10 protein-coding genes are annotated in these 12,361 nt (G+C 63.7%); 7 read left to right on the top strand and 3 right to left on the bottom strand.

The window, feature by feature from the left end:
* From KBC96_08365 to KBC96_08350, 4 genes are all read left to right on the top strand, one after another.
* A partial coding sequence (locus KBC96_08365; protein MBP6964404.1) for a DUF4838 domain-containing protein occupies window positions 1-922 on the top strand: 922 nt, incomplete at its 5' end.
* A gap of 53 nt (window positions 923-975) precedes the next feature.
* On the top strand, window positions 976-2,955 hold the full coding sequence (locus KBC96_08360) for a hypothetical protein (GenBank protein ID MBP6964403.1): 1,980 nt from the start codon (window positions 976-978) through the stop codon (window positions 2,953-2,955).
* A gap of 105 nt (window positions 2,956-3,060) precedes the next feature.
* Entirely contained in the window at window positions 3,061-3,861 is an 801-nt protein-coding gene (locus KBC96_08355) for an electron transfer flavoprotein subunit beta/FixA family protein (protein ID MBP6964402.1), read from the top strand.
* Window positions 3,862-5,073, top strand: a complete 1,212-nt coding sequence (locus tag KBC96_08350; protein ID MBP6964401.1) for an electron transfer flavoprotein subunit alpha — start codon at window positions 3,862-3,864, stop codon at window positions 5,071-5,073. It abuts the gene before it with no gap.
* 54 nt (window positions 5,074-5,127) lie between these two features.
* On the opposite strand, the gene KBC96_08345 is transcribed toward KBC96_08350, so the two are convergent.
* On the bottom strand, window positions 5,128-7,086 hold the full coding sequence (locus tag KBC96_08345) for a hypothetical protein (GenBank protein MBP6964400.1): 1,959 nt from the start codon (window positions 7,084-7,086) through the stop codon (window positions 5,128-5,130).
* A 27-nt stretch (window positions 7,087-7,113) separates the two neighbouring features.
* A complete protein-coding gene (locus tag KBC96_08340; protein MBP6964399.1) occupies window positions 7,114-8,346 on the bottom strand; it encodes an MFS transporter in 1,233 nt (410 codons plus the stop codon).
* A 193-nt stretch (window positions 8,347-8,539) separates the two neighbouring features.
* Between KBC96_08340 and raiA the strand changes: the two genes are divergently transcribed.
* The gene (raiA, locus tag KBC96_08335; protein ID MBP6964398.1) at window positions 8,540-9,082 is read left to right on the top strand and encodes a ribosome-associated translation inhibitor RaiA; all 543 of its coding nucleotides are present in this window, start codon (window positions 8,540-8,542) and stop codon (window positions 9,080-9,082) included.
* A gap of 145 nt (window positions 9,083-9,227) precedes the next feature.
* Window positions 9,228-10,790 (top strand): DUF4091 domain-containing protein, encoded by a 1,563-nt coding sequence (locus tag KBC96_08330; GenBank protein ID MBP6964397.1) that lies wholly within the window; start codon window positions 9,228-9,230, stop codon window positions 10,788-10,790.
* Here KBC96_08330 and KBC96_08325 read toward each other — a convergent pair.
* The gene (locus KBC96_08325) at window positions 10,780-11,265 is read right to left on the bottom strand and encodes a tryptophan-rich sensory protein (protein ID MBP6964396.1); all 486 of its coding nucleotides are present in this window, start codon (window positions 11,263-11,265) and stop codon (window positions 10,780-10,782) included. The genes KBC96_08330 and KBC96_08325 overlap by 11 nt on opposite strands.
* A gap of 75 nt (window positions 11,266-11,340) precedes the next feature.
* Here KBC96_08325 and KBC96_08320 point away from each other — a divergent pair, with 75 nt between their 5' ends.
* On the top strand, window positions 11,341-12,315 hold the full coding sequence (locus tag KBC96_08320) for a carbohydrate kinase (protein ID MBP6964395.1): 975 nt from the start codon (window positions 11,341-11,343) through the stop codon (window positions 12,313-12,315).
* Window positions 12,316-12,361: the final 46 nt, after the last annotated feature.

The following is a 12,361-nucleotide window of genomic DNA, read 5'->3' as shown; positions in this document are numbered from 1 at the left end:
GAAGTGCAGGGCCCTCGGAGACCCACCGGACAGACAGTCAGGGCTTATCTCTCGCGTGAAGGCAGAGGTGGCGAAGGTCCGGCCGGACCTCCGGCTCGAAACGATCGCCTATCACAAGACCATCGCGCCGCCCGAGTCGTTCCCGATGGACGAAGACACGCTGATTGACATCTGCCCGATCAGCCAGTGTTTCGAGTACCAGATCTACGATGACCGCTCGGACGTGAACGCCGGCTACGTGTCGAATATCAGGGCCTGGCGCAACACTTTCGGGGGCGACATCAGCATCTACTCGTACTACCGCAAGTACGCGTGGAAGTCGCTCCCGGTCGTCTTTCCTCCATATATGCAGAGAGACCTCGAGTTCTACTGCGACGTGTGGCTGAACGGCATCTCTACCTACGCCGAGCCGGGCGACTGGTTCACCTATGAACTCAACCATTACTGCCTGAGCCGCCTTGCGGAAGACCCGGAGCAGGACGCCGCCCCACTCATCGGCGAGTTCTGCGAGGCGCGGTACGGCGCGTCGGCTTCGGCCATCGCGCCCGCCCTGCTCGACCTTGGGAGCATCGTCCGCCGGTACGGGAGCATCCCCGGAACGTCGCTCAAGTCCGCGGACGAGATCGCCGAGCGGCAGACCAGGCTGCAGAAGCACATCGAAACGATCAAGGCAGAGATCGGCAGGAATAGGGACGCCGGCATATCGTTCAACCTGAACCGCCTCCTGTTGGTCTTCGAATACGCGCTCAGGGACCTCGAAATCCAGCACAGTCGGGCATCCGGCTCGCCGGCCGAGGAGACGAAGAAGCTTATCTCAGACCTGTCGGCGTTCCTGAAGGCGCACGAGGGCGAGGGAGTCTTCGTCTTCCACAGCCGGACGGAGCCTGCGAGGCTCGCCGCGAGCTACGGGATCAAGGAGTGACCGCGCCCGTCGCTTTACAACCTCATCGTTCTCCCGTATGATACTCCCTGACCATGAACTCGTCCGCCAAGCATGACGAAACTCCCGCACCCGCGCGCGGATTGACACTCCGCGCGGTCGTCCTCGCGCTGATACTCGCCGCTGTGAACGACTACTGGCTCGTGCAGCTCGAAGTCGTGCGGATATCGTACCCGACCTACGGCTCGCCGTTCTACAACTGCATCTTCACGCTGCTGCTGCTCACCGCCGCCAACTTCGCTCTGCGCCGGTACCGGCCCGGACTCGCCCTGAGCCGGGTCGAGCTGATAACGATCTACGCGATGCTCTCGATCACGAGCGGGGTCTGCTCGCACCTGATGCTGATGCCGCTGGTATCGGCGATGGGGTACGCGTACTTCTTCCAGACGCCGGAGAACGGGTGGGACAAGCTGTTCATCGAGCGACTGCCGCACTGGCTGCTGGTGAGAGACCCGGAGAGCCTGAAGAACTTCTACTACGGCAACTCGACGCTCTACGACCCGGCCAATTTCATGCCGTGGATCGGCCCGGTCATCCTGTGGTCGGCGTTCACGGCGGTGCTGCTCTTCACGATGCTCTGCATCAACAGCATCCTCCGCAAGCAGTGGGTGGAGTCGGAGCGGCTGACGTACCCGATCATCATGCTGCCGCTGGAGATGACCGAGGAGTCCGGATCGCTGTTCAGGAACCGGCTCTTCTGGCTCGGGTTCGGCATTGCCGGGACGCTCACGATGGCCGCCGCGCTGAACTACCTCTACCCCTCGATCCCGGCGATCCGCATCATCCGGCGGAACGTCGGGCAGTATATCGTCACGCCGCCGTGGAACGCGATGGGCTCGATCATCGTCGGCTTCTACTTCTGGGCGATCGGGATCGCGTTCCTGATGCCGCTCGAGCTGTCGTTCTCGTGCTGGTTCTTCTACTGGATCGCCAAGTTCCAACTGGTCGCGAGCAACGCCATGGGCCTGCACGAGCTTCAGGTGGTCGGCGGAGAGTTCGACAAGGCATATCCATTCCTCTACTCGCAGGCCTACGGCGCGTACGCCGGGTTCTTCGTGATGAGCATGTGGGCGGGCAGGCACTACCTGAAGCGCGTCTTCCGGACGGCGTTCCTGGGCACGAAGGAGGAGGACGAATCGCGGGAGGCGATCGGCTACCGGACCGCGATCATCGGGGCGGTCGGCGGGGTGCTCTTCCTCTGCGCCTTCGCGCTCAGGATGGGGATGTCCGGGTGGGTCGTGGCGCTCTTCTTCATGCTGTACTTCATCCTGGCGATCGTCGTGAGCCGCATCCGAGCGGAACTCGGGTTTCCGATGGCGGACATGTACCCGATGGGTGCGCAGTACCTGATGACGACGGCGCCCGGTTCGCAGAACCTCGAAGCGCAGGACCTGGTGGGGTTCGCGATGTTCACCTGGTTCAACAAGAGCTACGGGAGCCACCTCGCGCCGCATCAGGCGGAGGCGCTCAAGCTCTCGGAACGCGCGGGGATGGGCGCGCGGCGGATGTTCGTCGCACTGATGATCGCCGGGGTCCTCGCGATGCCGCTCGGCTTCTGGCAGCTTCTGCAGATGTACTACCACAACGGGGCGGCCACCGCGAACGTCGAGTTGTACGGACTGCTTCACGGAAACCAGACTTGGAACCAGCTTGCGGGGTGGCTGAAGCAACCTCAGCCTGCGAACCTGCTGGGGGTGGCGTTCGTCGGAGTGGGATTCGCCGTCTCGATGGCGTTGGGATGGATGCGCCTGCGGTTCATCGCGTTCCCGTTCCACCCGCTGGCATACGCGCTGGCACCTTGCTGGGGGATAGCGCAGATCTGGCTGCCGATCTTCATCGGGAGCACCGCGAAGTTCCTCGTCCTGCGGTTCGGCGGGCTGCGAAGCTACCGCCAGGCGCTCCCCTTCGTCTTCGGCCTCATCCTCGGCGAGATCGCGATCGGCTCGCTCTGGACGATCATCGGAATCATCCTCGGCATCCCTACCTACGACTTCTGGCCGGGGAAGGTGGGGTAGCTCAGTCATTTGACCAAGGCGCTCTCCATCCTGTAGAATAGCCCCTCGGAGAGACAGGGTCCGATGCCCCACTGCTCCGGCACTCCAACATTCCATAGGTTAGTCATGTTCAAGATTTGCGTGTGCATCAAACAGGTCCCGGCGACGACTGAAGTAAAGATCGACCCGGAGACCAATACCCTCGTCCGCGAGGGAGTAGAATCGCAGGTCAATCCCTTCGACCTCTATGCCCTCGAGGAGGCCGTCCGCGTCAAGGAACGCTTCCAGGAGAAGGGCGATGAGGCCACGGTGACCGTCATCAGCATGGGCCCACCCCAGGCCGAGGCCGCGCTCCGCGAGGCGATCGGCCTCGGCGCGGATGAAGCGATCCTGCTCTCCGACCGGGCATTCGCCGGCGCGGACACCTGGGCGACGTCATACGCTCTGGCCATGGCGCTTAACAAGCTCGAGCCGAACCTCGTCCTCTGCGGGATGCAGGCGATTGACGGCGACACTGGCCAGGTCGGCCCGGGGATCGCGGTCCACATGGACTACGCGCAGGCGACGTACGTCTCGAAGATCGAGGAACTCGACGCGAAAAAGATCACGGTCAAGCGGCTCGTCGAGCAGGGCTACGAGGTCTGCTCCGTCAAGATGCCCGTCGTGCTGACCGTCGTCAAGGAGATCAACGAGCCGAGAACACCCTCCCTGCGGGGCAAGATGAACGCGAAGAAGGCGGAGATTCCCGTGTGGACGGCGGCCGACATCGAGGCCCCGGCGGAGAAGCTCGGGCTGCAGGGATCGCCGACTCAGGTCGTGAAGGTGTTCAGCCCGCCGCACCGCGAGGGCGGAGAGAAGTGGGAAGGCGAGCCGGCCGAGTTGGCCGAGAAGCTCGCGGGGCTGTTGAAGGAGTTGGAGATAGTCTAGATGTCAATCCGAGTCATTGAAGATAAGTGCAACGGCTGCGGCCTGTGCGTGAAATCGTGCCCGGTGGCGGCGATCGAAGTAAGCAACAAGATGGCGATCATTGACATCGAGCTGTGCAACTACTGCAGTTCGTGCGTCACGGCATGCCGGTTCAAGGCGATCGCCATTGAGATAGACAAGCAGCCGAAGGAAGACCTCAGCCAGTACAAGGACGTCTGGGTCTACGGCGAGCAGTTCAAGGGCCACATCGCGCCGGTAGTTCATGAGTTGATCGGCGCGGGCCGCCAGCTCGCGGACGATCGCGGCTCCGACCTCTGCGTCGTGGTGCTGGGGAACAATCTCGAGAAGGCCGCGGCAGAACTCGCCGAGTACCCGGTAGACAAGGTCTTCCTCTACGAAGCCCCCGAGCTTGCCGACTACGACGGCGAGCGGTACTCCCGCGTGCTCTCGGACCTCGTGCGCCAGATGAAGCCGGAGATCATGCTCGCCGGCGCGACGACTCAGGGCCGCTCGTTCATGTCGCAGGTGGCGATCCGGCTCTACACCGGCCTGACCGCCGACTGCACCGGTCTGGCGATCGGCAAGGATGACGGGCTGCTCTACCAGACGCGCCCTGCTTTCGGCGGGAACGTCATGGCGACGATCCTGTGCCCGTATACTCGCCCGCAGATGGCGACCGTCCGGCACAAGGTCTTCCCGACGAGCCCCAAGCGCGAGAACGGAGCGCGCGCCGAGGTCGTCAAGCTGAATGCCAAGCCTCAGCTCTTCAGTTCGAGAAGCGAGATACTCGACTTCATCGAGGAGATCGAGTGCGCGGTGAACATCGTCGAGGCGGACATCATCGTCTCGGGCGGCCGGGGGATCCAGGACCCGTCGAACTTCGCGCTGCTCAACGAACTGGCGAACGAACTCGGGGCGGCGGTCGGCGCGAGCCGCGCGGCGGTGGACGCGGGATGGATTCCGTACTGCCACCAGGTCGGCCAGACCGGCAAGACGGTATGCCCGAAGCTCTATATCGCCTGCGGAATCAGCGGGGCGGTCCAGCATCTGGCGGGGATGTCGTCGTCGGACACGATCATTGCGATCAACAAGGACCCGAACGCGCCGATCTTCCAGGTGGCGAGCTTCGGATTCGTGGGCGACTGCCTCGAGATCGTGCCAATGCTCACGAAGCGCATCCGCGCGATGAGGGGGCAGGCGGTCAACGCTTAAGTCATATCGGTCCCGTGGGTCGTATAGGACAGATATGACTCGTGGGACCTATGCTCAGAAGATGAACGTACGGTAGGTGCTTATCCCCAGTGCCCAGCCAATGAGCGACCAGATCGAGGCCACGACGTAGTCCCCCAGGATCAGCCCCATGAAGAACGGGAGCGCCATCCGGTAGCCCTTCACCCCGCCGTAGCGCACGATCCAGAACTTGATGAACCACCCGCAGAAGATCGCCGTCCAGAAGTACTCGAGCGCGTAGGAGTTCGCCAGCGCGTAGCCGATCGGGTGGAACGACCACCAGACGAACCTCGATTTCGCCAGCGCGAGGAGGAGCGTCACCGACGCGCCGAGCCCGCTGAACCCGAGCGCGATCCAGTCGGTCCGTTGGGGATTGTCCACCCAGCCCTGCAGGCGGTTGAACGCCTCGCGCCCGATACCCGTCGAGTACGACATGATGTGCCCCGTCGCCTCGCCGTTCTTGTAGAAAATCGTCATCAGCGCCCAGAGCGACGCCACCGTGCCGACGACGGTCGCGAGCAGGATCGCGGCGAGCAGGCGCCTCGGCTCCATCCGCGTGTCCTGGCCGATCTTCATCGCCTCGAGCTGATGCGGCATCGGGTGCGAGCGGTAGCCCCGGTTGAACCAGAACATATACGAGAGCAGAGTCAGGTTCTGAGCGCCGAGGGCCTGAGTGCCGAATATCTGCACCATGAACCTCTCCGGGTTGACCCAGTTCAGCTCGTGGGCGGGCGGCCCGAGTTCCGCCCGGACGCGCGTGATGCCCACGGAGAGTATGAAGTAGAACCCGAAGTAGACGAACGGCAGCCAGAGGGCCATCCCGGCGGCGCCGCACATCGCCACCAGGACCAGAAGCCCCAGGCCGACGCCGATAATCGCCGAGCGGTATGTCATCCCGGCATCGGGGTCCTCCTCACCTCCGGCGCGGGTGAACGCCGTCCGCAATACGGAGGCGAAGTGCTTTCGGGAGAGCCAAATCAGCGCGATCGAGAGGCCGATCCACGCGCCCGTACCCTGCTCTGCCACGTATGGAATGCGGGCGATCGACGGCGGCACTCCGGGATCCCGGAAGCCCAGGGAGACGCATCCCACGTCAATCAGCTTGCGCAGCACGTAGAAGAACCAGCACGAGAACGAGAGGTCGAGCGGCAGGAAGAATGCGATCCCGATTGCGAACGGGAAGAACCCCACTGGCAGCCATCCGACTCCGTTCCATGGCCGGTCGGTGATGTAGATGCCCATGTTCTGCAGCTTGAGGTGCATGGTGGGGATAGAAGGGTAGAAGTAGGCCAGGCTGTTGACGCTCTGGATGATCATCGGGAGCGCGAACCCGATCCACATGAGCTTGTTCCGGAAGAACCCGGGATCGCTGCCGGTCACGGTCATCGGGATCTGGACGATCGGGTAGGTGAGCCGCTCGCGCTCGGTCCACTGCTTGCGGACGATCACGTTGAGGCAGAGCATCATGAACGTCAGCACGAGCACGAAGCAGATCCAGAAGAGCAGCGGGAGGATCCAAGCCTGGTAGTTCTCAGGGGAGAGGAAGTTCGTGTTGCCGACGTAGTAGCCCTTCAGGGCGTCGCGGTTGTTGGGGGCCATCCACTTCGGGACGTACTGCCAGAACCGGCTGAACCCGTTCGACGGATCGTTGAACCAGAAGAGATACCCGAGGACCGGGGGGAGGTTCTCCAGAGAGTCGCGGCCCATGATCGCCGACGCGATGCTGAGCATGACGTAAATCGTCATCAACTCCGCCTGGGTGAGCGCGGCCCGTGGGAAGCGGAGCTTGAAGAGCGCGTTCAGGGCGGTCAGAAGGAGCAGGAGGAATACCACGTGGAAGAAGAGGCTGACACAGGTCGTGTCGAGCGAGTTCCACTGGACCTCCATGACGGCCATCCAGTAGCAGTTGAGCGGGATGAGCAGAAGCCCCAGGATGATGACCCTGGTGCTGACGACATGCCGGCGCTTGGTCTCTGCTTCTTCGGTGGGTCTCAACGGGGTTTCCATCTGTGCGGTAGTGTTCTAGGCGGGAGGCCGGTGTACCTCCGAGGCTTCGGACGGCCGGGCAGCGACAGGCTCGGTGTGCCACTGGCGGACGAGCATCGGGAAGACGGCCGCGCCGACGGCGCTCACGACCCCGACGAACGCGAAGACCGACCACAGCCCGAGCGCCCCGCCGATCCCGGCCGCCGCGAGAGGCGCGATCAGCGTGCCGACCATCGTGGCGGACTGCTGCATACCATACGCCCGCCCGCGGAACTCCTCATGCACCCTCGTGCAGATCAGCGCGCCGGTCGAGGGTCCGATGGCGGCGATGAAGATGCCCGCGACGAAGAACACCGCCGCGAAGGCCCAGATGTCGCGGGTGAACGCCAGCATCAGCGCGGCGGCGGCCGAACCTGTCATGCCGATCTGTATTCCCCGATCGAATCCGCGCCTCTCTCCGAAACGAGCCCAGAAGTGCGCCGTCAGCATGAGGGCGGCGGGCGGAAGCGAGAAGATCACCCCCGAGAGCCAGACCGGTGCGTTCTTCCCGCCGAGGCTCGCGAGATGCAGGGCGAGGATCGGGTTGATAGCCGCCGTGAATATCCCGAATACCATGACGGTGAGCATGATCGAGCTGAGAACCTTGGAGCGAAGGGATATCGCGAAGTCGCGCAGCAGGCTGGTCTGCTCGGTGATCTCGTGCTTGTTAGGCTCCTTCACTAGTAGCGCGACAAGCAGGGTAGACGCCAGGACCGCCGTCCCGGATATCCACATGGTGCCTGTGTAGCCGAAGAGGGCCGCCATCACTCCGCCGACCGCCGGCCCGACGATCAGCCCCGCGGCCGAGCAGGACTGCGCGGTCGCGATGTAGCGCGGGGCCTCGTCCTGAGGAGTATTCGTGGCGATCAGCGCCATGGACATCGGCACGAATCCGGTCAGCGCGCCGTTCAGGAAGCGGAGCACCGCGAGCTGAAGCGGGGTCTGACAGAGCGTCATTGCGTAGTAGATCGCGCCCAGGCACAGTCCGGCGCGGATGGCCATCGGCTTGCGTCCGTACTTGTCCCCGAGCTTGCCCCAGAAAGGCATGGTGACGATGCTTGCCGATGACTGCAGGGCGAACACGATGCCGACCCAGTGGAGCAGGCTGCGCTTGTCCAGGCCCATCTCCTGCATAAAGAGCGGCAGGAAAGGCATGACCTGGTTCCAGCTCAGCGCGGTCAGGAAGATCGTGGCCGAGAGTATGTAGAGATTGCGGCGGTAGTACGGCATTGAGAGTCCGGTCCTATGGGTATACTCACAGTGTACCATGCGGGCCGAGGCCGTGTGTAGTGGCCGCGCGGTTCAGGTTGACAGAGACCTGCCGGGGTGCTAGACTCTGGACACCGAACACTACCGGAAGGTCGCGAGCCGCGCGCGCTTTTTGCGGCCTTCCGTGCCTCTACCGAAAGGAGCGACACCGCCGATGCAAATCACCGTCAAGGGAAAGAACATCGAAGTCACCGAAGCCCTCCAGCGATACGCCGAGAAGAAGGTCGAGAAGCTGAGCAAGTACTTCCACAACCTCACGGGCGCGATCGTGACTCAGAGTACCCAGCGGAACTGGCACATCGTCGAGGTTACCCTGGACGGCGACGGGAAGCTTCTCCGCGGCGAGGAGCGCACCGACAACATGTACGCGTCCATTGACGCGGTCGTCGAGAAGCTCGAAAAGCAGCTCAAGCGCTTCAAGGGCAAGCTGATCCATCGGTCGCACGAGGAGCATCCGAAGGATGACGTCACCCTGGCCGGCCTGGAAGATGCGGAGGAGACCGAGGAGCAGCGGATGCCGACGATCGTCCGCACGAAGCGGTTCCCGATGAAGCCGATGACCGCCGATGAAGCCACTCTCGAGATGGAAATGCTGAACCACGACTTCTTCGTCTTCAGGAACGGCGACACGGACGAGATAAACGTCGTCTACAAGAGGCAGGACGGCAACTACGGCCTGATCGAGCCGGAGTTGTAGCGAGTACTGCAGGCCAACCCTGTTCGGGCCGGAGTCGTACTCCGGCCCGCGAACGCGTCCGGGGAGTTGAACTCCCCGGATTCGGCATGCCGGGGGTGGGACGCGACTCCCTTCCCGGCACAACGACGATTCGCAGGAGGACCCCATGACGAACCACTTCTTCCTGGCACTGATCACCTCCGCGCTTCTGGTCTCCGCCGCGACCGCAAGCAGAGCATCCGACTGCGACCTGTGGGTGGAGCACTCCGCGGTCAAGGTCCTGCGAGATGCCGCCCGGCCTGCGAAGGCATCGTCCTCAGCCAGACTCAACGCGGCGCGGCGCGAGTGGGAGTCGTTCCAGATCGCGCTTCGATCCGGCGCGCCGATCCGGGGCATCGAGGTCGAGGCGTCCGATCTCAGGCAGGTCAAGGGCGACGGGATGATCCCCGCCGACGGCGTTGACCTGAAACTAGTGGCTTACGTCCCGATCAAGACGCCCGCCGTCCCCTACCCCGACCCGCTACCGCCTCTCAGACCCTTCGACCTGAAGGCCGACGAGACCCAGCCGGTTTTCGCGACGATCAAGGTCCCGGCGGACTGCCCTCCCGGGGAGTACAAGGGAAGCCTGACGGTGTCCGGGGTCGGAATGAAGGCCCGCAAGGTGCCTGTCAGCCTGCGGGTGTGGGGCTTCGCACTGCCCGTGACGTCCAGGTGCGCGACCGCATTCGGCATCTGGATGCAGTACGTGGGGCCACAGCACGGGCTCAAGGAAGGCGACCCGAAGCTGGACGAGCTGCACAAGAAGTACTATGAGTTTCTGCTCGACCACAAGATTTCGGCGTACAATATCCCGGTCAACCTGAAGTCGCCCGAAGCGAAGGCCTACCTCGAGGACCCGCGTATGACCTCCTACGTCATCCCCTACTCGGCCGACGATGCCGAACTGAAGGAGACGGTGCGGCGCCTCATCGAGAACGACTGGTTCAGGAAGGGCTATTTCTACCCGATCGACGAGCCGTTTACCCGGGAGTCTTACGACCAGATGCTTGCGATGACGAAGCGCCTGCGTTCCATCGAGCCGAACTACCGGATCGTCGTGCCGTTCTTCCGGGGCCCGGACTGGGACGAGAGCAAGACGATCTACGACTATGCGCTGGGCGAGATCAACATCTGGTGCCCGAACGAGCACTACCTCGACCTCCAGGAGCGCACCAGGCCCTGGCTCCGGGACAGGCGGAACGCGGGCGACGACGTCTGGTGGTACGTGTGCTGCGGGCCGGGATCGCCTTACAGCAACTTCTTCGTGGAGATGCCGGCGGCGGCGCACCGCATGCTCTTCTGGCACCAGAAGCGCGAGAACATTGACGGCCTGCTGTATTGGGCGACGACCTACTGGAACCCCGATACAGGATGCGCCGACCCGTGGAAGACGATGGTCACCGTGAGCAACATCAACCCGGACATCCACGGCGACGGGTCGCTGCTCTACCCGGGGAAGGCCGTGGGCGTGGACGGGCCGGTGAGTTCCCTGCGGCTCGAGGTGATACGCGACGGCATCGAGGACTTCGATCTCCTATGCCTGGCGGACGAGACCCTCGGCAAGGACGCGACTCGCGGGTTCATCCGCGGCATCGCGAAGAGCCTGACGGAGTACGAGACCGACCCGTGGAAGATCGAGCGCGCGCGCGTTCAGCTCGGCGATGCGATCGAAGCGAAGCTCAGGGATTGAGGCGCCAGATCCACCAGGTGAGCGCGGTGGCGAAGCCGGTCCAGCCTGCGTAAGGGATAAGCAGGATCGAGGCCCAGCGGGAGATCGGCCACGCGGCGATCATGATCGCGATGACGGAGAGGCAGAGGAGAGCCGCGTCAATCACGGCGGGCAGGAGCAGCCTGTTGCCGAAGAAGAGCGCCGACCACACGACGTTGATTACCCCGTTCAGGATCAGCAGGCCGATCGCCAGGCCGGTGCGACCCGTATGCGGGCGCGTGTTCCAGATCAGCGCCGTCGAGACGATCGAGAGCGTGAAGATGATGTTCCACGCGACGGGGAACGCCCAGTTCGGCGGCTTCAGGGGCGGGTAGTTCAGCTTGTCGTACCAGTCCCGGTTCATCGAGCTGAAGTAGCCGCCGATCAGCGCGACGGCGGCGACGGCGAGCACGATGACGACGACTGAGAGAGCGGTGACCCTGAGTTCCTGTTTCATGTTTCGACCTCTGCAGTAAGAGGATACCCGCAGGGGCGGCGGTTCAAACGCCGCTCCGACCCCTGGGAGGACAAGATGCCCGATGTGATATGCCTCGGCGAGGCGCTTATAGACTTCATCCCGTTCGAGTCGGGCTGTTCGCTCGAAGACGTGACCGCATTCCGAAAGTCCCCGGGAGGAGCCCCCGCAAACGTCGCCGCAGGACTCTCAAAACTCGGCGTCCCGAGCGCGTTCCTCGGCAAGGTCGGCGACGACGCGTTCGGGCGCTTCCTCGCGAACACGTTCGAGCGGAACGGGGTGGACGTCGGCGGGATGATCTTCGACGGGAGCGCGCTGACAGGCCTCGCGTTCGTATCGCTGAGCGCGGAGGGTGTGCCGGAGTTCATGTTCTACCGCAGACCGAGCGCGGATATGCTCCTCCGCCCGGAGGAGATCGAGCCGTCGTTCATCCGGTCGGCGCGGGCGTTCCACTACGGCTCGATCACCCTGATCAGCGAGCCGAGCAAGTCCGCGACCGAGGCGGCGTTGAGACTCGCGCTCGAGGGCGGCCTGCTGGTCTCCTACGACCCGAATTTGAGGAAGCCGCTGTGGCCCGACCTCGATGAGGCGAAGAAGCAGATGCTCGAGGCGATGGCCTGGCCGCACGTGGTGAAGGTCAGCGAGGAGGAACTCGCATTCCTGTCCGACACGTCCGACCTGTCGGACGGGTCCGACCGCTTGATGAAGGCCTTCCCGAATATTGAGATGATCGCCGTGACCCTCGGCGCTCAGGGAAGCTACTTCCGCACGGCGCAGGCCGAGGGGAGCGTGCCGGCATTCTCCGTCGAAGTGGTTGACACGACCGGCGCGGGCGACGGATTCGTGGCGGGGATGCTCTCGCGCCTGCTCAATCTCATCTCGAAGCCTGACGACATCGCCGGCCTCAGTCGGGACGACCTGCTGCGCACGTTCCGGTTCGCCAACGCCGTCGCGGGCCTCACCACCACCAAGCCCGGCGCGATCACCGCGCTCCCGAACCGGGAGGATGTCGAGCGACTGATGCGGGGTTGAACCTCCAAGGATAGGAATTACCGTCCATCAGAACGCTGCGTGGGTA

The sequence above is a fragment of the Armatimonadota bacterium genome, from assembly GCA_017993055.1.
GTDB lineage: Bacteria > Armatimonadota > UBA5829 > DTJY01 > DTJY01 > JAGONM01.
This window is presented reverse-complemented; position numbering and strand designations above follow the sequence as displayed.

What these genes read in the sequence shown, in the direction of transcription:
- KBC96_08360 (MBP6964403.1), top strand. Translation starts at nt 976, where the DNA reads ATGAACTCGTCCGCCAAGCATGACGAAACTCCCGCACCCGCGCGCGGA.
- KBC96_08355 (MBP6964402.1), top strand. Translation starts at nt 3,061, where the DNA reads ATGTTCAAGATTTGCGTGTGCATCAAACAGGTCCCGGCGACGACTGAA.
- KBC96_08350 (MBP6964401.1), top strand. Translation starts at nt 3,862, where the DNA reads ATGTCAATCCGAGTCATTGAAGATAAGTGCAACGGCTGCGGCCTGTGC.
- KBC96_08340 (MBP6964399.1), bottom strand. Translation starts at nt 8,346, where the DNA reads ATGCCGTACTACCGCCGCAATCTCTACATACTCTCGGCCACGATCTTC.
- raiA (MBP6964398.1), top strand. Translation starts at nt 8,540, where the DNA reads ATGCAAATCACCGTCAAGGGAAAGAACATCGAAGTCACCGAAGCCCTC.
- KBC96_08330 (MBP6964397.1), top strand. Translation starts at nt 9,228, where the DNA reads ATGACGAACCACTTCTTCCTGGCACTGATCACCTCCGCGCTTCTGGTC.
- KBC96_08325 (MBP6964396.1), bottom strand. Translation starts at nt 11,265, where the DNA reads ATGAAACAGGAACTCAGGGTCACCGCTCTCTCAGTCGTCGTCATCGTG.
- KBC96_08320 (MBP6964395.1), top strand. Translation starts at nt 11,341, where the DNA reads ATGCCCGATGTGATATGCCTCGGCGAGGCGCTTATAGACTTCATCCCG.